The organism is Paraburkholderia aspalathi (assembly GCF_900116445.1).
GTDB lineage: Bacteria > Pseudomonadota > Gammaproteobacteria > Burkholderiales > Burkholderiaceae > Paraburkholderia > Paraburkholderia aspalathi.
Genome location: NZ_FPBH01000009.1, coordinates 25,454 through 44,349, shown reverse-complemented (window position 1 = coordinate 44,349; position 18,896 = coordinate 25,454). Strand labels below are relative to the sequence as shown.

Annotated in this window: 18 protein-coding genes; 8 read left to right on the top strand and 10 right to left on the bottom strand. The window is 62.0% G+C overall.

The window, feature by feature from the left end; genetic code table 11:
* Positions 1–27 precede the first annotated feature (27 nt).
* From BM438_RS15900 to BM438_RS15885, 4 genes are all read left to right on the top strand, one after another.
* Positions 28–1,314: a cytochrome P450 gene (locus BM438_RS15900; protein ID WP_093635186.1), complete on the top strand. Its 1,287-nt coding sequence runs from the start codon at positions 28–30 to the stop codon at positions 1,312–1,314.
* Between the two features lie 81 nt (positions 1,315–1,395).
* Complete coding sequence (locus tag BM438_RS15895; protein ID WP_093635185.1) at positions 1,396–2,427, top strand: hypothetical protein; 1,032 nt, start codon at positions 1,396–1,398, stop codon at positions 2,425–2,427.
* Between the two features lie 79 nt (positions 2,428–2,506).
* Entirely contained in the window at positions 2,507–2,863 is a 357-nt protein-coding gene (locus BM438_RS15890; RefSeq protein ID WP_093635184.1) for a hypothetical protein, read from the top strand.
* Positions 2,864–2,961: 98 nt separating this feature from the next.
* Positions 2,962–3,507 (top strand): glutathione peroxidase, encoded by a 546-nt coding sequence (locus BM438_RS15885; protein WP_093635183.1) that lies wholly within the window; start codon positions 2,962–2,964, stop codon positions 3,505–3,507.
* A 112-nt stretch (positions 3,508–3,619) separates the two neighbouring features.
* Here BM438_RS15885 and BM438_RS15880 read toward each other — a convergent pair whose 3' ends face one another.
* The 5 genes from BM438_RS15880 to BM438_RS15860 all read right to left on the bottom strand — a co-directional run bounded on the left by BM438_RS15880 (position 3,620) and on the right by BM438_RS15860 (position 8,753).
* Entirely contained in the window at positions 3,620–4,795 is a 1,176-nt protein-coding gene (locus BM438_RS15880; protein ID WP_093635182.1) for a thiolase family protein, read from the bottom strand.
* Positions 4,792–5,694, bottom strand: a complete 903-nt coding sequence (locus BM438_RS15875) for a 3-hydroxyacyl-CoA dehydrogenase (RefSeq protein WP_093635181.1) — start codon at positions 5,692–5,694, stop codon at positions 4,792–4,794. The genes BM438_RS15880 and BM438_RS15875 overlap by 4 nt, the downstream gene beginning before the upstream one ends.
* A gap of 14 nt (positions 5,695–5,708) precedes the next feature.
* Positions 5,709–6,566, bottom strand: coding sequence for a fumarylacetoacetate hydrolase family protein (locus BM438_RS15870; protein ID WP_093635180.1), 858 nt, complete (start codon positions 6,564–6,566; stop codon positions 5,709–5,711).
* Positions 6,563–7,645: an amidohydrolase family protein gene (locus BM438_RS15865; RefSeq protein ID WP_093635179.1), complete on the bottom strand. Its 1,083-nt coding sequence runs from the start codon at positions 7,643–7,645 to the stop codon at positions 6,563–6,565. The genes BM438_RS15870 and BM438_RS15865 overlap by 4 nt, the downstream gene beginning before the upstream one ends.
* A 301-nt stretch (positions 7,646–7,946) precedes the next feature.
* On the bottom strand, positions 7,947–8,753 hold the full coding sequence (locus tag BM438_RS15860) for a TetR/AcrR family transcriptional regulator (RefSeq protein WP_093635178.1): 807 nt from the start codon (positions 8,751–8,753) through the stop codon (positions 7,947–7,949).
* A 140-nt stretch (positions 8,754–8,893) separates the two neighbouring features.
* Here BM438_RS15860 and BM438_RS15855 point away from each other — a divergent pair, with 140 nt between their 5' ends.
* Complete coding sequence (locus tag BM438_RS15855) at positions 8,894–10,543, top strand: ATP-dependent acyl-CoA ligase (RefSeq protein WP_093635177.1); 1,650 nt, start codon at positions 8,894–8,896, stop codon at positions 10,541–10,543.
* A 101-nt stretch (positions 10,544–10,644) separates the two neighbouring features.
* Here the strand turns inward: BM438_RS15855 and BM438_RS15850 are convergent, their stop codons facing one another.
* Positions 10,645–11,445, bottom strand: coding sequence for an SDR family NAD(P)-dependent oxidoreductase (locus BM438_RS15850; protein WP_093635176.1), 801 nt, complete (start codon positions 11,443–11,445; stop codon positions 10,645–10,647).
* A 126-nt stretch (positions 11,446–11,571) separates the two neighbouring features.
* Here BM438_RS15850 and BM438_RS15845 point away from each other — a divergent pair, with 126 nt between their 5' ends.
* Positions 11,572–12,306, top strand: a complete 735-nt coding sequence (locus BM438_RS15845; protein ID WP_093635175.1) for a DUF2889 domain-containing protein — start codon at positions 11,572–11,574, stop codon at positions 12,304–12,306.
* 83 nt (positions 12,307–12,389) lie between these two features.
* Here BM438_RS15845 and BM438_RS15840 read toward each other — a convergent pair whose 3' ends face one another.
* The 4 genes from BM438_RS15840 to BM438_RS15825 all read right to left on the bottom strand — a co-directional run bounded on the left by BM438_RS15840 (position 12,390) and on the right by BM438_RS15825 (position 16,958).
* Positions 12,390–12,956 (bottom strand): 3-phenylpropionate/cinnamic acid dioxygenase subunit beta, encoded by a 567-nt coding sequence (locus tag BM438_RS15840; protein ID WP_093635174.1) that lies wholly within the window; start codon positions 12,954–12,956, stop codon positions 12,390–12,392.
* Between the two features lie 40 nt (positions 12,957–12,996).
* Entirely contained in the window at positions 12,997–14,388 is a 1,392-nt protein-coding gene (locus BM438_RS15835) for an aromatic ring-hydroxylating dioxygenase subunit alpha (protein WP_093635173.1), read from the bottom strand.
* Between the two features lie 176 nt (positions 14,389–14,564).
* Entirely contained in the window at positions 14,565–15,479 is a 915-nt protein-coding gene (locus tag BM438_RS15830; RefSeq protein WP_093635172.1) for an NAD(P)-dependent oxidoreductase, read from the bottom strand.
* A gap of 48 nt (positions 15,480–15,527) precedes the next feature.
* Positions 15,528–16,958: an aldehyde dehydrogenase family protein gene (locus tag BM438_RS15825; protein WP_093635171.1), complete on the bottom strand. Its 1,431-nt coding sequence runs from the start codon at positions 16,956–16,958 to the stop codon at positions 15,528–15,530.
* Between the two features lie 188 nt (positions 16,959–17,146).
* Between BM438_RS15825 and BM438_RS15820 the strand changes: the two genes are divergently transcribed.
* Together BM438_RS15820 and BM438_RS15815 are read left to right on the top strand one after the other, a co-directional pair.
* Positions 17,147–18,094 carry a LysR family transcriptional regulator gene (locus BM438_RS15820; RefSeq protein WP_093635170.1) on the top strand — a complete coding sequence of 316 codons (948 nt, stop codon included), beginning with the start codon at positions 17,147–17,149 and terminating at the stop codon, positions 18,092–18,094.
* Positions 18,095–18,229: 135 nt separating this feature from the next.
* Positions 18,230–18,880 (top strand): RraA family protein, encoded by a 651-nt coding sequence (locus BM438_RS15815; RefSeq protein ID WP_093635169.1) that lies wholly within the window; start codon positions 18,230–18,232, stop codon positions 18,878–18,880.
* The last annotated feature ends 16 nt before the right edge of the window (positions 18,881–18,896 follow it).

Genomic DNA, 18,896 nt, shown 5'->3' with positions numbered 1-18,896 from the left:
GCCGGAAGAAGACCCATGAGGAGACACATGAACGCACCCACGCAGGAAGGCCTCACGCTCGATCTGGAGGCGGCCTATCACGCCGTCTCCGACACCTTCCGGGGTCCTGACCTCGATTTGCAGGCGCTGTGCCGCGAAATGCGCCATACGCAGCCCGTGATGCAGGGCGATTTCGTCGCCACAAGGCTCGGCGTGCCGACCAACGCGGGCGCCAAAGCGGCGCAGTGCGCGGTGACGCTCTTCAAATATCAGGACGTGATGGCCGTGATGCGGGATGCCAGGACCTTCACCAGCGGCTTCATCGCCGAGGGTCTCGGCGCGTTCTTCGACGGCCTGATCGTGCTGGCGATGGACGGCGACGCTCACCGCCGCGCGCGCGGCCTGCTGCAGCCTGTCTTCATGCCGGAGACGGTGAACCGCTGGCGGCCCGAACTCGACCGTGTGATCCGTCAGGATTTTCTCGAGCCGCTGGTGCCGAAGAAGCAGGCTGAACTGATGGAGTTCGGTCTGTACTTCCCAATTCGCGAGATGTACGCACTGATGGGTTTCCCGACCGACGACACCGCCCGCTTCAATCAATACGCGACGTGGGCGCTTTCGATGGTGGCCGGCAATCAGATCGACCCGGAGAAGATCAGGATTTACGGGCCGCTCGCGGGGGCCGCAGTCAAGCACCTCTATGACGCCGTGAAAGAAGTCGTGGTGCAACGACGCGCCGAAGGCGCCCACGGCGATGATCTGATCAGCCGCCTGATGCGCGCGGAGTACGAGGGCCACATGCTCGACGACCACGAAGTGACCACCTTCGTGCGTTCGCTTCTTCCTGCGGCAGGCGAGACCACTACGCGTACGTTTAGCTCGGTCATGGCACTGTTGCTCGAGCGTCCGGAACTGGTCGAGCGCGTGCGCAACGATCGCACGCTGATTCCACGTCTGATCGACGAAGCCGTGCGATTCGAACCGGTCGCGACTTTCAAGGTACGGCAGGCGGCGCACGACGTCGAGATTGGTGGCGTGAAGGTGCCCCAGGGCGCGCTGGTGCAATGTATGGTGATCTCCGCGAACCGCGACGAAGATGCGTTCGACAACCCCGATACGTTCGATATCGACCGTAAACCCAAGCCCTCTTTCGGCTTCGGTTTCGGCACGCATATGTGCATCGGCCAGTTCGTCGCCAAGGTCGAATTGCAGTGCGCAGTGAACGCGATTCTCGATCTGTTCCCGAACGTTCGGCTTGACCCCAGCAAACCGGCCCCGAAAATTGCCGGTGCCCAGTTGCGTGGAGCGAAGTCCGTGCCCATCGTCTGGGACTGATGCCGGAATTGACTTCGCGTTTTCTATCGGCGCGCTTGCACCTTGCGCATCCTGACAGCATGAATCTCCTCGAAAAAGACCATGAAGCACTTCAACACTCTTCCCGAGCGCGGCAATTTCACGTTCCAGACCCTGGTCGCGCCACACAAAGTGAGCGGCCGCGCGATGCACGACCTGCGCGGCTTTTACGGGCTGCAGCTGACCAAAGGCATGCCGTTCGGCTGCGTGCGTGATAAAGACGGCGAAATCTATGCATTCGTGCGCGCCGTCAACGAACCCGGCAGCACGCCGAACCCGACCAAATTCGTCTACCTGTCGACGCAGGTGGATGGCCAGCATCTACGCATCGACAAGTCGCGTATCGAACCGCGCGCGATGACGCTGTTTCCCCGGCGCTGGCTCGACGGCGATACGGCCTGCTGGTCGAGCCTCGAAGGCGAACCTGGCGCAGCCTGGCGACTGACGGCTTCCGGCGAACGCCTGAGCTGGCAGGAAGACGGCTTGTTCGATCTGAGCGGCCCACTGCTCGGCCAGGGCATGCAGTGGTATCTGCCGGGTCCCGAATGGGGCACGTTTTACGTCTCGCAGATCTACGATATCGCCGGCACCTGCGATGGCCGCAAGGTCAAAGGCTTGATGTGTTTCGACCAGGCGTATATGGCCGAAGGCGGCGCGATCCACTTCAGGAAGGACCTGGTCGTCAACAACAAGATGCATGTGATCTGGTGGTCGTTCGCGACCGTCTATAAGGACGGCACGTGGGACGCAGGCTCCTTCATGGTCGGTCACGACAATCTCGGCTATGCGATCTTCCAGAATCACAAGGGCGAGATCCGCACCACCACCGATATCGAAGGCAGCGTCACACACAAGGACGGCAGCTACTTCGTCGAAAGCGCGCGTATCGTGCTCGACGGGCATGAAGAGTGGGAGTATCTGCCCTGCCCGAAAGGCGAGATGGTCGACTTTGTCGGCGGCTTTCCGATTACGGCGCAGCAGGAAGGCCGCTGGCGACGCATCGGCGATACCCGTGAGCCGGACCGCTGGCTCGGTTGGGGCGAATCCGATCGACGCAACGGCACGGCGCGCAACGTGCGCGGCGCGGATCTCTGACGTGTCCCCGATGGGTCTTTGAAGCGCTTTTGAAGTGTTTTTGAAGCACGAAGATGCGTGCCTTTCCAACGAAGCGACCATGTCCACTACCGAAACCACCGAATCCATCGCAGCCTTTCTGCACGACCAGACCGAACACTGGAACGCCGGCGACAAGACTGCTTTCTTCGATGCTTATCGACGCATCGCGCCCGCAGGACTCACGATCGAATACATCGGCCGGCCGCCACAAGACGGTTGGCCTGTGCTCGAGTATATGTGGGAGAACCAGCGGGCGAACATCCGCGCCGAACCGGTAGCGAAGATCATCAACGGCAACGAAGCTGCCTGCTACGTGCGTAACGTGGTGGTCGGCACCGCGCGAGTGATCGAAACGGTCGAGCTATTTCGCTTCGCGGCCGGCCATCTATTCGTGCGCTACTTCATCAAGCAGTAGTTCCGCGCTCGCCTGAGAGCACGCCGCACGCGATCGAGCAGAATCACGTACAGTGCAGAATAGAACTTTTTCATCTGTCTGCAACCAGAGGACTCGCAATGAGCACATCGATTTACGACATTCCAGTTAAGACTATCGAAGGCGCACCCGGCAATCTCGCGCCGTATCGCGGCAAGGTGCTGCTGGTCGTCAATGTAGCGTCGAAATGCGGGCTAACGCCGCAGTACACGGGGCTGGAAAGCCTCTATCAGGACAAGCGCGCAGCCGGTCTTGAAGTGCTGGGTTTTCCGGCTAACAACTTCAAGGGCCAGGAGCCGGGTTCGGACGAAGAAATCAAATCGTTCTGCTCGACCAGCTACGACGTGCACTTCCCGCTGTTCTCGAAGATTTCGGTGACGGGTGAAGACAAGCATCCGTTGTATGCGGCACTGACGGGCGCGCAACCGTCGGCGATCGGCGACGGTCCGTTTCGTGAGCGACTGAAAGGCTATGGCATCGAATCAGGCGATCCGGTCGAAGTGCTGTGGAATTTCGAAAAGTTTCTGCTGAACCGTAGTGGTGACGTGGTGGCGCGTTTTGCCCCCGATGTGGCGGCGGACGATCCGCGCCTCGTGGCGGCGATCGACGCGGAACTCGCGAAGTAACTGCCAGGGCGACTGATTTCAGTCGCTTACTTCGGCCGCATGCAAAAACGGCGCGCTGTTTATAGCGCGCCGTTTGCTTTCCAGAACTTTCCTCGATATGCCGGCTCGCGCATCAGTCCAGTCGCTCAATAATCGTCGCCGTTCCGAGGCCACCCGCGCAGCAGATCGCCTGCAAGCCGTAGCGCGCGCCACGCCGTTCCAGTTCATGCAGCATCGAGGTCATGATGCGTGCTCCGCTCGCGCCCAGCGGATGACCGAGCGCGATCGCCCCGCCGTTCACGTTCAGCTTCGAATGCGGCACGCCGAGTTCTTTCATCCACACGAGCGGCACGGACGCAAAGGCCTCGTTGACTTCGAACAGGTCGATATCCTCAATGCTGAGCCCCGCCTTCGCCAGTACTTCATGCGTCGCGGCAATGGGACCAGTGAGCATTAACGTCGGATCGGCGCCGACGGTGGCAACCGCCCGCACACGCGCCCGGGGCTTCACGCCGAGTGCCTTCGCTTTGGTGGCGGACATCAGCAGCAGGGCCGACGCGCCGTCCGATATCTGCGATGAATTGCCGGCCGTCAGCCGCCCAACGCTGCGAAAACTCGTCTTCAGCGTCGCGAGTTTATCGGCGTGAGTGCCGGGACGAATCGTTTCGTCCGCCGAAAAAAGCGCCGCTTCGCCTTCCTGCGATTTCTCGCGCAGACGCTGCACTGGCACCGGGACGATCTCGCGCGCAAACCAGCCTTCCGCAGCCGCGGCCGCCGCACGCCGATGGCTCACCACCGCGAACGCGTCGAGCTGTTCTCGCCCGAGTTGCCACTCGTCGCACAGACGCTCAGCTGCCTCGCCCTGGCTCGTCAGCTCGTACCTTTCGCTCGCCATCCAGCCGAACGCTTCGCCATGCAGATCGCGATTGCTGCCCATCGGCACGCGGCTCATGTTCTCCGCGCCGCCGGCCACCACCACCTCCGCCGCGCCGAATGCAATGAGCCCCGCGGCGACGTGCACGGCTTCTTCGCCCGAGCCGCATTTACGGTCGATCGTGAGACCGGGAATGCTGTCCGGCCAACCCGCGCCGAGCAAGGAGGTGCGTGCGATATTGGCCGACTGCTCGCCGATCTGGGTGACGCAGCCGAAGATCACGTCGTTGACGACCTCCGGCGCGAGCCCCACGCGTTTGACCAGTTCATCGATCACATGCGCGCCGAGATGATCGGCGCGCACACCGGCAAGCGAGCCGCGAAACTTGCCGATCGGGGTGCGCGCCGCACCCACGATCACGACATCGCTGCTCATAGCGAACTCCCCTTCAGACCCGAGCCCGGCACCCGCTGACCGTCTTCGTAGCGATACACGCCATGGCCGGTCTTACGGCCGAGGCGCCCCGCCGCCACCATCTTGATGATCAGGGGACATGGGCGAAACTTGTCGCCGAGCGTCTGATGGAGATACCTCAGCACCGACAGGCGCGTGTCCCAGCCCGTGAGATCGCCAAGCTCGAGCGGTCCCATCGGATGATTGAAGCCGAGACGCAGCGCGGTATCGATATCCTCCGCGCTGGCCGCGCCCTCCTGCAACATCCACATCGCCTCGTTGCCGGCAAGCGCCGACATGCGGCTCGTCGTCAAACCCGGCGATTCGTTGACGATGATCGACGTCTTGCCGATCGCATCCGAATACTCGCGCGTGAGCGCGACGGTTTCGTCGCTGGTGGCAAGGCCGCGCACGAGTTCGACCAGCTTCATCTTGTGCACGGGGTTGAAGAAATGCATGCCGATCACGCGTTCCGGATGCGCCACCGCTGTGGCGATCTCGGTCACGCTGAGTGCCGAGGTGTTGGTCGCGTACAGCGCGCCGTCGGCCATCACGTCTGCCGCATGCGCGACCACCGCCTGCTTGACTGCCAGTTTTTCCGACACCGTTTCGATCAGCAGATGCGCACCGTCCGCGGCGGCAGCGAGGTCGGTTTTGATGGCGAGCCGCGCCTTGGCGGCATCGGCTGCGGTGGCCTGGAATTTACCAAGACGCACGCCGTCGTCGAGAATCTTGCCGATGCCTTTGTGGGCGCGTTCCAACGCATTTTCGTCCATGTCGACGAGTGTCGTGCTGAACCCCGAACTCGCGAACGCATGCGCGATGCCGGTGCCCATCAGACCCGCGCCGACCACGACCACCTTGTTGTTTTTTAAAGTCATACCACTGCCTCCCTTCATGCTGATTCGTTTGCCGATACGACGTTGCGCAATGTGCCGATGCCTTCGATCGAGGCTTCCACCACGTCGCCGGGATTCAGAAAGCGGCCCGTACCCTGGCCGGTGCCCTCTGGCGAGCCGGTGAACAGCACATCCCCCGCTTCGAAGCTCGAGCGCTCGTCAACGAAGCGCACCAGCGCCGCCACGTCCCACGTCATCTCTCCCGACGATGCATCCTGCCGCGTATCGCCGTTCACTTTCAGCGTCATGCGCAACGCCGGACTGCTGGGCGTGAATTCATCACGCGTGACGATCCAGGGGCCGAGGCCCGTCGAACGATCCTGGCTCTTTGCAGCGAACAGATCCATCCCGACACCCGGCGGCCCGCTACGTTGCAGATCGCGCGCGCTGATGTCGTTGCCTACCGTGTAACCCAGCACGCTAGTGAGCGGATCGTCGCGATCCACCCGTTGCGCACCAATCACGGCGACCAGTTCGACTTCGTGGTCAAGCTGTTTGGTGAGCGGCGGATAGCGAATCGGATCGTGCGCGCCGATCAGCGCGCCATAGGCTTTCAGGAACGCCACCGGCTGACTATGGCTCTTCATGCCGAAGTCGGCATTCAGATGCTTCGCATAATTGGCGCCGGCGACGACCACGCGATTGCCGCGTTCAACCGGCGGCAGCAAGCGCAACTCGCCCAGCTTGCGCGGCGCCCCTGCCAGCTTGAGCGCGGCGGCGCCGTCCTCCGGTCTCGCGGTGAGTGCCGGCGCCCATTCAGCGAATGAACCGGCGATCGGGGTCGCTTCGCCGCGTTCCGTATCCACTACGGCCCAGAACGCCGCGCCACCGTCCGTGCAGCGCGCGAGCTTCATGCGCTCACCGCCTGCTTTGCCGCCGGCACGCCGATCTTCGCCGGGTCGAGATGCAGCAGCTTGCAGGCGTTCTGCCAGCGGATCTTTTGCAGGTCTTCATCCGACAAACGCAGACCGTCGGTCAGATCGTGACGCACCGCATCGCTGCCGCCGAAATTGCTGCCGTACAAAATGCGGTCCGCGCCGATAATGTCGATCAGCGCCTGGCGCATCGGCACTTCATGCAATTCGACGTCGAAATAGAAGTTCTTCAGATACTCGAGCACGGGCTTCTTGTTGTGCGCGAAGTCGAGATTGGCATTGCATTGCGCGAGACGGCCAAGTTGATACGGCACATAGCCGCCACCGTGCGTGATGTACACCTTGAGATCAGGAAAGCGGTCGAATACGCCGCCGCAGATCAGATTCCAGAAACAACGCGTTTCGTCGTACTGCATGCCGACAATCGCCGTGGTCTCGTAGCGGTCCTCGTTGGCCTTCTTGCCCCACGTGACCGACTGGTTGTAGCCGTGGATAAACATCGGCAGGTCGAGGTCGCACAGCGCCTGCCAGACCGGATCGAGTTCCGGCGAATCGAATTCGAGGCCGCCGAAATTGGCGCCGCCCGCCACCAGCCCCTTTGCACCGAGCTCACCGCACGCGCGGCGGATTTCCTTCGCGGCCTCTTCAGGCACGTTCAGCGGCGCATGCGCCCAGAACATCAGACGATCGGGCGCGGCAGAACAGTATTCGGCGAGCGTGTCGTTAACCGTCTTTGCGTAGCGCACCGAGAAGTCCGCTTCCGCCCAGTACATGTAGCAATGCGACGGCACCGACACCACCTGGGCATTCTGGCCCGCGGCGTCCATACCGGCCAGACGTATGTTCGGATTGGCCCAGCGCGCGAAGTACTCGTCGAGCTTCAGCCCTTTGCCGGACCGTACGGCTGCTTTGCGCTCGGGTGAACCCAACGTCAGGATCCAGTCGCCCACCCGCAGCTTGACGTCGCCGTCCTCGTGCTGTTCGAAGAACGGGCCCCAGTGGGGGTGTTGGTTGTAGTAGCCCGGATGCGGAGCGTGGGCATGAAGGTCGATGAGCATGATGTCTCCTGGCGCTCGACGGCGCAGATGTGGGATAGACCTGTCTGCGGTTCACCGACATCCGGACGCACGAAAGCCAGATGCGCGAAGCAGATCAGACTGTTCGACATCATGCCAATATTAGTCACTTAATGCAATTGTGTTCAAATTAACGTTTACGCGGGGCTCCTCCCGCTTGCCTCGGGTTTGCTTTCCGTCTCTGTTGCCGCCGGCATTCCTGCATGGCGACGCGCCGGCCCCGGCGTGAAAGCCGGCGGCAGGACGGTCGCCAGGAGCCGCGGCGTGCGTGAACGTCATAGGCTCAGCGGCGCGCCCGCGTGACCCCGCCGAAACGGATCGAGTCGATGAGACGGCCGATACGGCGTTGCATCGCGCCCCGCTCGGACTCGCTCGACACGAGGTGTTCGCTCATGACGAAACGGATCAGCAGATCGCAGATCAGTTCGCGATCGAGTTTGACACCCAGACGTTCGTCCCATGCGTCGAACACCGGCGACAGCAAGTCCTGAAAGCGCACCACGGCGTCGTGAAAGATGCGTTTGAAAAAGCGCAGTGCGAACTCTGGCGCGACCAGCAACATGCGCCGGGAATTACCCGCGTCGAGGTAGTCCTGCAGGTAGTTGATGACCACGTCGAAGCGCTCGTCCGGGTCCTGATAGCGCACCAGCAGTTCAGCCAGCGACTTGTGGAAGTTCTCCCTCTTGTGGCGCGAAAACGCTTCGAGCAGTTCGTCCTGCGAGGCGAAATAACGGTAGAACGTGCCCCGCGACACGCCCGCGGTTTCGCACACTTCAAGAATCGAAATACGCTCCGCCCCCGACTCCAGCACCACCTTTTCCGTCGCGGTAAAGATGTTGTCGATGGTCTGCTCGGAGCGGCGATTGCTGCGCCGGCGGCGCGGCGCCGCGGCGGCGGCAGCGGGTGCGGCCGCAGGCGCCGCGGGCGCGGCTTGCACGGCAGGCGCGCTGCTCTTGCGCGCCTTGGGCGCCGGCGCCACCGACTGCGCCGCGCTCTTGCCGCTTTTCTCGGCGACGGCGCGTTTCTTCGCCGGTTGTTTGACAGCGATCTTCGAGGTACCGGCTTTCGATGGAGTAGTCTGTTTAGCCATAAGTTGATCAGTTTTTGTAAAAGTGTGCGGGTTTCCCCGCAGATCAGGATTGGAATACAAACACTAGAATTCAATTCTCGGGTTAGAATTTGTGGGCAGGTCGCCCGGTTCACGCCCAGTTCATTTTCGGAGAGGTTGATATGGCTGGTATGGGAAGAGCAGAGACTTGGTCGCTCGGTGAACAGGACACCGTTATCGCCGCACTCGAGCGCGCCGTCGTGGCGCATCCGGACCGGGTTCTGCTCGACTTTTCGGGTGCACTCTATACCTATGCGGACGTCGACCGTCTTTCCACGCGCCTCGCCCATTCGCTGGCGTCGCTCGGCGTTCAGGCCGGGCAAACCGTGGTCACGATGCTCGACAACAACGTCGACGCCGTGATCTCGTGGCTCGCGGTCAACAAACTCTGCGCCGTCAGCGTGCCGATCAATACGGCATTGCGCGGTGAATTCCTGCGCCATCAGATCGCCGACGCCGGCTCGCCGCTTGTGATCTGCGAAGCTGACTATCTCGATCGGATCGGCGCGGTGGGGGCGCAACTGTCCGAAGTGAAGCAGGTTCTGTATCGCAGCGCCGATGCGGGCTCGACCGCCGTCACCGCCGCCCGTTGCGGTCCCTTGCCGCTCGCGCCGCTTGACTCCCATCGCGGTCATGACGACACGCCCTTCGAGCGCAAGCCGGAGCCGCGGGACCTCGCCAGCCTGATCTATACATCCGGCACCACCGGCCCGTCCAAGGGCTGCATGATCAGCTACAACTTCATGTGCAACCTCGCACGCCTGCAATTGCGCGCCGGCCCCGCGAGCGCCAACGATGTGACGATCACGCCGCTGCCGCTGTTTCACATGAACGCGCTGGCGGTGGGCATCCTGTCGAATATTCTGGTGGGCGCGCGCGTGGCGATCATTCCGCGTTTCTCGGTGTCCAATTTCTGGCCCGAAGTCGAGCGCAGCGGCGCCACCATCGCGTCGATTCTCGGTGGCATGGGCGGCCTCCTCGCCAATGCGCCGGATAACGAGGCGGCCAAGCGCTGCTTCGGCCAGATTCATACGGTGCGTGGCAATCCGTTCACTGAAGAAAACAAGCAGGTCTGGCGCGAGCGCTTCGGCGCCAGACAGGTCGGCGGCAACGGCTACGGCCTCACGGAAGCATGCGTGATCACCTCGCTGCCGGGCGGGGAATACGCGGCGCCTGGTTCGTCCGGCAAGCGCATTGCCGACTTCGACGTGCGGATCGTCGACGATCTCGACCGCGAACTGCCGGCCAATACGCCGGGCGAAATAGTCTGCCGTCCGCTGCGACCGGACATCATGTTCATGGGCTACTGGCGCCGTCCCGAGGAGACGCTGAAGCTGATGCGCAACATGTGGTTCCATACCGGAGATATAGGCAAGTTCGACGACGATGGATTTTTCTATTTCGTAGACCGCAAAAAAGACTATTTGCGCCGCCGTGGCGAAAATATTTCCAGCTTCGAGATGGAATCGGCCTTTGCACGCCACCCCGATATCGCCGAGGTCGCGGTCCATGCCGTGCCATCGGACAAAGGCGAAGACGACGTCAAAGTCACCGCCATTCTGAACCCGGGTGCCGCGCTCACCGCCGAGGCCCTGTTCCACTGGGCTACCGACGCCGTTCCATATTACGCCCTGCCACGCTACATCGAGTTTCGTGAGACGCTGCCCAAGAACCCGCAAGGCCGCATTCTGAAGTATCAGCTGCGCGATGAGGGCAAGACAGCGTCCACCTGGGATATCGAGGCGACCGACATCAAGGTGGCCAAACGCTGACTGGGGCAACCTGTCAACGAGCAGCAGTAAAGGGACCCGCGGGGCCCCTTTGTTTTACATGCCACCCGGTGTCCGGTTCAGCCGCCAGTCCGGCACATCACTCAGTACTCCCGCACCGGCACATTGGCCGGCCGCGAGTTGTAGCCCGGCAGATGCAGACCGCCATCCACATGCAGTGTTTCTCCGGTGATGAAGCGCGACATCTCCGAAGACAGGAACACCGCAGCCGGCCCAATATCTTCTTCCGGATCGCCGCAGCGGCCGAGCGGACGCGCCGCGGCCGAACGTTCGGCAAAACCCGGATTTTCTTCCGCCAGCTTGAAGAACGTCGCGCCCATCGCCGTCGGCGCAATGGCGTTCACCGTGATATTGAAGCGCCCCCATTCCGAGGCCGCGCTGCGTGTCAGACCGACGATGCCCGCCTTGGCGGTATTGTAATCGGCATGCAGCCACGCGCCGGTCTCGGTGTCGATCGAATAGAAGTTGACGATGCGGCCCCAGCGGCGCTCGCGCATATGCGGCATCACCGCACGCATGGCCCACCAGGTGGCCCACAGCGACGACGTCAGGGTCTGCTGCAACATCTCGTCGGTCTTGTCTTCGAACAGGACGTTGGGCGTCGGAATAAAGGCGTTATTGACGAGAATGTCGATGCTGCCGAAATGCGCGACGGTGCTCTGCACGGCTGCCTCTATCGAAGCCTTGCTCGTCACGTCGGTCTTGACGAACAGCGCACGGCCGCCGATCTCCTTGATTTCGCGCTCGACCTGCAAGCCGGTTTTCTCGTCGATCTCGGCAATCACCACGGCCGCGCCTTCTCGCGCGAATGCTCGTGCAACGCCGCGGCCGATGCCGCCGCCGGCGCCCGTGACGAGACCGACCCTCTCCTTAAGCAATGCCATGCCGACGCCTCTTGTTTATTGAACATAATTTGCGATATCGTACACTTTAAGAATAAAAGTGTCAGTATTTTGCAGCCCGCAAACGGGCATCGTCAGGGTTTTTACGCTGTTTTCGAGGGTTCTTTCATGTTCAGGCGCCGCATCGTCATCAGCAGCCACATCGGCACGTCGCAGCGCGTCACGCGCGCGGCACTCGAAGACGACTTCCACCACTTTCGGGTCGAAGTCGCCAGCGCGCATGGACAAGCGACGCGCATTGACGCCGCGTCACCCCGCCGGCCCTATACGCTGTGTGCGCAAGCCGCCGGGCAATTGCAGGCGCTGGTCGGCATGACATTGACGCAAACAGCCCACGAAGTCACACGCGTGGCGGATGCCAGCGAGCAATGCACTCATCTATTCGAACTCGCCGGATTAGCGATCGCCGCGGCAGCGCGCGGTACCGTGCGGCGTCAATACGACGTCGAAGTGCCGACGCGCGTGGAGGATCGCACGCACCCGGTGCTCGCACGCGATGGCGTCCCCATGCTGGAATGGAATGTTGTGGGCACGGTGATTCAGGGACCGCCACCGTATGCGGGCATCGATCTGTATCACGGCATGGCGCGCTGGGCGCTGACTACGCTGCCAGGCGAGGAGGCCGAAGCGGCGCTGGTTCTCAGACGCGCGACCGGCATCGCCAAAGGACGTGGCATGAATCTCGACGCACAAGTACACGCACGTCCTAACGGCAACTGCTTTGCCCAGCAGCCCGTGCGAGCCGAACAGGCGATTCGCATCGTGGGTTCGACCCTGGACTTTGCCACGCGCCCCGCCGCCCTGTGCGCCGACGACCTGGCATGGCTGGCCTTCGCCGAATAAGCCACCAGGCCCCGCCATAAAAAAAGCCCCCAGAAACAGGGGGCAACTTCCTTGGCTCGCGAAGCCTCGAGAAACGGTAACGCCTAAAGAAAGATCGCCAGATTCGGCGTGCCGAGTACCGCCTGATCGAGAATGATCTCGCGGCGCGCCAGCTTGAACGTTTCGCCGCTGCGGCGCAGCACGTCATGGCGCTCGCCGCTGATCAGATCCAGATCGTCAAAGTTGAAACGGCTGCGCGTCACCAGCAGATTGCTGCGCACCACGTATTCGCCGGCCGACTCGCCTTCGTACACCAGCACGTTAGTCACGAGCCGGTGCGTGCGCGACGGCGGGTCTTCCGCCCACGCGCTCTTGGTGCCCGTGAGGCGCATGATCCGGCCCATGATCGAGCGATAGTTGTCGTGATAGTGCTGCATCGTGCGGATGACTGACGACTCATGCTGCGCATACGGCCGTGTTTGCCGCAGCGGCGCCGCGTAGACGAGATCGGTGGCGAGCGTCGCGCCCCATTCTTCCAGGCGAATCTCGTCGAGCAGCACCGCCTCGTCGTACAGGAACTCGACCACCGCGTTATATACCGCTGAACCCAGCGGCACACGTGCACGTTGCGGCGTCGCGGCCTGTTGCACGGCTTCTTTTACTTCGCTCATCACACTGTCTCCTTGAGTGGCTTTGATTGGCGCGCGGCGCTCAACTTTCCGAGGTCATCAGTTCGCGCCAGTGCAGCCACCAGTGCCATTGCGTGTCGTCCTTCGTGAAGCCTTCGTTGACAATGCCCGGACCTGGCCAGCCTGCCGGTGCGCCGGTTTCGTAGATCGCCTGATACTTGAGCGTCTGCTTTTTGCCCTGCGCGCCCTTAGCGGCGAGCGTCATATGCGGCCATGTGTCGGAGTCGTCCTGCTCGACCATGCCCGACGTGCCGAACAACTGGATGGTCTGCTTGAGCATCTGCTCGCGCACCTCGGGCGGACAGTCCTTTTCCGCGAAGACCCAGTTGACGAACTCGAGCTTGTCCGGTCCGCGCGGAATATAGGCGTGCAGCGTGATCGAGCCGATCACCGAGCCATCGGCCTGGGGAATATAGAGGAAGCCGAACAGCACGTTAGGGAACATGCCGCCCACTTGCGGCGGCATCGAGGTCTGCACCTGCAATTGGCCTTCGTTCAGATTGCGCTTGAGCTGGCTGACCATTTCCTTTGTCATGCCCGCGGGCGGCAGCACCTCGAGCTTCTGTTCGACCGTCAGCTGATCCGGGTCGAGTCCGGTCAGACGGCGAATCTTGCGGCCGAGGTCGATGCAGCGCAGCGCGTGCCCGCGCGGCGAGCTGATTTCGACGCCGTACATCTCCGGGCTCAGATCGCCGCCCTTTTCGTCTTTCTTCGAATACGCACCCACTTCGCCGAGCCAGCGGTGCAAGGTCAGCGTGTGATAACCGTCGCCCGACGACTGTTCGCCGGCCGTCTTCCAGTTGGCGCGCACGATGAAGCGCTGCGGCGGCCCGAGCACTTCGATGCCCCTGTCGCTGCGTTTGAACAGCATGTCGTAATACCACTTCGCATCGCCAAGGAATTCCTCGAACGACGGGCCGTTCAGATTCCAGGTTGCGAAGATCAGACCGCCGTACAGCGTCATCCGCGCCTTTTTCAGCGATAGCTCGTCTTTGCTGCGAATCTTGCCATGCATGCATTCCTTCTCGACAGGCGCGCCGAGGAACTGACCGTTCGGACGAAACGCCCAGCCGTGGTAAATGCAGGTGTGGATCTGCGTGTTGCCGGCGTCTAGCGTGGAAACACGCATGCCGCGGTGCGAGCACACGTTCAGCATGACGTGAATCTCGCCGCTCTTGTCGCGCGTGACCAGCACCGAGTCCGACCCCATGTCGCGGACCATGAAGTCGCCGGAGTTCGGAATTTCGCTTTCATGGCCAAGCAGCAGCCACGTCTTGCCGAAAATCCGCTCCATCTCCAACTCATACAGTTCGGGGTCCGAGAGAGCGCGCATCTGCACCTCTCGCGTTTCGACGTTCACCAGATCAGCGACCTTGGTGCCGTCCGCCAGTGTGGGACTGGTCTGCGTCAACATGCTTGTCTCCTTGACTTACCCTTCGCGGGGTTAAGTTGTTAATATAAACACTTTTACTATCTGTGTACATATTTTGAGTTTTTGATCCGGATAATCCCCTACGGGTGCGACGCGGGCACGTTCATACCTGGTCGCGCCCGGTCTTCGTCATGAGTCTGCAAGCGATGTCTTTATGTTCAGGAAGCGGTCCAGCCCTTCGGCACGCGTGCCCTGTCGATCTTCGCCAGATCGCAGATCGTGTCGGCAATGCCGGAAAAGTCGATGCGGCCATACTCGCTGGCCCGTGCGAGACTGAACGACTCGAACACGGCGGCCGCCACCGGCATCGGCACCTTCGCTGCGTGTGCGGCGCCGAGTACCAGCGCCATGTCCTTGTGCGCGAGATCGATCGTGAAGCCCGGCGTGGTATCGCCCGCGAGCACCTTGTTCGGGAAGTTCATCCGCAGTTGGCCATTGCTCGCCGAGGTGCCATAGAGCACCTGCAAGGTCTTCGTGATGTCGAGGCCGAAGCGCTGCGACAGCGCAAGCGCCTCCGCATTCACCTGACACAGCGTGACGGCGACATAGTTGTTGACCAGCTTGGTGCGGCCACCGGTGCCGACGGCCCCGCAGTGATAGACGGTCGTGCCCATCGCGTCGAGCAAGGGTTTGACGCGGGCGAAATCCGCGTCGCTCGCTCCTACCATGAAGAGCGATTCCCCACGGTCCGCATGCTCGGCGAGACGGCCAACCGGTGCGTCCACTACCGAGAGACCATGTTCGCGCGCTCGCGCTTCCAGCCGGTCAGTGGCGAGCGGATCGATCGTGCTCATATCGAGCAGCACACTGCCGCGCGCGGCGTTGGCGAAGATGCCATCAGCGCCCAGCGCAACCTGCTCCACTTCCACCGAACTCGGCAGCATCGTCACGACAATCGAACAATCGCGCGCGATCTGCGCAACGCTTTCGCCGGCACGCGCACCCAGTTCCACCAGTTCCGCGACGGCCGCGCGGTTCAAATCCATCACGACCAGCTCAAAGCCATTCTTGCGCAGATTGGCCGCCATCGGCTTGCCCATGCGGCCGAGGCCGATAAATCCGATCTTTTCCATCACTCAGGTCCTGTCGTCGTCCAGCGTTATCAGAGAGGGCCGGCCGGTTCAGTAACCGACGTAGGCCGTTTTGCTGTTCGTGTAGAAATCCACCGCGTAAGTACCCTGCTCACGCTGACCGTAGCTCGACGCCCTGGCGCCGCCGAACGGCACGTGATAGTCGAGGCCTGCAGTCGGCAGGTTGATCATCGCGAGACCGCTTCTGACGTGCTGGCGGAAGTGGCTCGCGTACTTGTGCGAGGTCGTGCAGATGCCCGCCGAGAGGCCGTATTCGGTGTCGTTGGCGAGCGCCAGTGCTTCGTCGTAACCGGACGCGCGGATGACCGTCGCGAACGGGCCGAACACTTCCTCCCGGTTGATGCGCATGCTGTTCGACGTGGCAGTCATCAGCGCGGGCTGCATGAAGAAGCCGGGCGTACCGGCCTGCAACAACTGGCCGCCTTCGACCAGCTCCGCGCCTTCGTCACGCCCGGTCTGGATATAGCCTTGCACCATGTCCAGCTGGCGCTGATTGATGAGCGGGCCGATGTCCGTGCCGGCCGTCAGCGCGTGGCCAATCTTCAGCGAGCGCATGCGGGTGCGCAATGCATCGACGAAACGGTCGTGGATCGCATCGGTCACGATCAGACGGCTCGATGCGGTGCAACGTTGTCCCGCAGAAAAGAAAGAGCCGTTCAGCGCACATTCCACGGCGACACCCAGGTCGGCATCGTCAAGAACGACGAGCGGATTCTTGCCGCCCATTTCCAGCTGGACCCGCACCATGTTGGCGATCGCGCTTTGCGCGAGACGCCGGCCGGTACGTACGCTGCCGGTAAAACTCAGCGCGTCGACACCTTCGACAAGCGCCTCACCGGCATCCGCACCGCGTCCGTTGAGCAGATTCGCGACGCCAGCCGGCAGGCCATTGCGCTCCAGCACGCGAAACAGTTCCCACGCCACGCCCGGCGTTTCTTCCGAGGGCTTGAGCACGGCGGTGTTGCCAAATGCGAGCGCCGGCGCGAGTTTCCACGCGGCAATTGCAATGGGAAAATTCCACGGTGTGATCAACGCGACGACACCGACCGGTTCGCGGCTGATCTGGACATTGATGTTGGGACGCACCGACGGCAGGTTCTCGCCGCCGTAACGCACGGCTTCTCCGGCAAAGAACTGAAAGATCTGACTGGCGCGCAATACTTCGCCGATGCCTTCCGCGCGCGTCTTGCCTGCTTCACGCGAGACCAGCTCGCCGATCTCCTCCTTGCGGGCCGCGAGTTCGATCGACGTCTTCAGCAGAAGGTCGCTGCGCACCTGAGTCGTCGTGGCGCTCCAGGCGGGTTGTGCCGCGCGCGCGGCCGCGACTGCTTCACGCATTTGCGCCGCATCCGCGAGCGCGTAATGCCCGATGCTTTCACGTGTATCCGACGGATTGATGCTCTCGATCAAACTCGATCCTTCGCACCATTCCCCGCCGATAAGGTTGGGCTTCACTGTCATGTGGCTTGTCTCCGATATGCGCAGCATTCGCGTAAACGCTCGGCTGAACGCGATGGTGTTATGGCAGGGAGTCATCTTAGAATTGCGTGCAATTCGCTGTCGAATGACAAAAACTGATCGCCGTATCACGCACTGACATGCGTGCTTTTCGTTTGCGTTCAGCGTGTGTTTGAACTACCGGACTTGCTATGGACATTCGCCAGATCCGCACTTTCCTTGCGATCGCCGACACGGGAAGCGCGACGCGCGCGGCCGAGTTGCTGCACATCGTGCAACCGGCGGTATCGCGGCAATTGAAGCTGTTGGAGGACGACGTTGGCGCGCCGTTGTTCGAACGCGATCGTCGCGGCATGCAGTTGACGGACGCCGGATTGATCCTGCTCGATCGCGCGCGGCGGGCATTGCGTGAGTTGGAGACCGCCCAGCAGGAAATCCGGCCGACGCCCGGGCTCGTGTCCGGCGCGGTGAGTTTAGGTTTGCTGCCCAGCAGCTGCGAGTTGCTGACTGCACCGCTGGTGGGTGCCTTGCAACGCGCGTTTCCGCGGATACGAGTCTCGCTGTCTGTCGGCTATACCGATCATTTGCTGCGCTGGCTCGAGAGTGGCGAGATCGATGCAGCGCTGTTATACGACCCCACGGCTTCGCCTGCTCTTGATATTCAGCCTTTGGTCGAAGAGTCGTTGAGCCTTGTCGGGCTGGCGTCGATGGGTCTGGGCGACGACTATCCCGTTTCTGTTGCGGCACTTGGAGAATCGCCGCTAGTTTTGCCGAGTGCGCCGCATCGGTTACGGAGTCTGGTCGAGCATGCTTGCGCTGTCGCCGGCGTCAGGATCACCCTGGCTGCCGAGACCAATGCCTTGAGTGTTCAGAAGGCGCTAGTCGCGCAGGGATACGGTGCGAGTGTGATGCCTCGTGTTGCCGTTCAGCAGGATATCGAACGCGGCATGTTCAGCGCGGCGCGTATCGATGGGGAGGCTTTTCTCAGGCGCATTTACCTGGCCATGCCCACGACGAGAAGGTCTTCCACTGCCGTTCGATGTGCCACCAGCGTGTTGCAGAACTGCGTGAAAGACATCGCTTGTGGCGGTGAGTGGAAGGGAGCCCGATGGATTGGATCCAGCCATACCCGGGACTGATAGGTACATCAAATTTTGTGATTCGACATGCCGCCGGCACGGCTCCTAGAATCCCTTAGCCACGGATGCGCCGCCAGGAGACAAGACACCGCACGCGCTCATCCGCGTTTCCGCCCTTTGGCAAAGAGAACTCCAATGACCTCACTCGCCGATCAACTGGCCACCTGCAACACCCCTGGTCTTTTCGATGTCCTGCGCATCCATGGCCTGCCCGTCCACGAATTGCCGCGCGACATCAAAGGCCTTGCACCCAATATGAAGCTCGCCGGGTCGGTATTTACCGTTACCGGCCGCGCCGATCCGACCATCTCGGTCAGCGAATCGCTCGAACTCTTCATCTCCAGGGTTCTCTCAGGCGCCCCGCGCGATCACGTCGTGGTGTGCCAGCCGCATGACCACGCGCGCTCGGCGATGGGCGATCTCGCCGCCGAGGCCCTCAAGCAGCGCGGCATCCGCGGTTACTACATCGACGGCGGTTCACGCGATGCAGACGAAATCGAAGCCATCGGCTTTCCGGTTTTCGCCCGCTATGCCAGCCCGATCGACATCGTCGGCAGCTGGCGCCTGGAAGCCACCGATGTACCGGTGGTCATCGGCGGTGTCACGGTGTCTCCGGGCGACTACCTGCTTGGCGATCGCGACGGCACGCTTCTGATCGAGCGCGAACACGCGGAGTTCGTCATCACCGAAACGGTCAAGACCATGAGCACGGATTCACGCATGCGTACCGCCATTCGCGGTGGCCGCGATCCATATGACGCCTTCCTCGAGTTCGGCAAGCTGTAGAAGACCCTCAGGACAC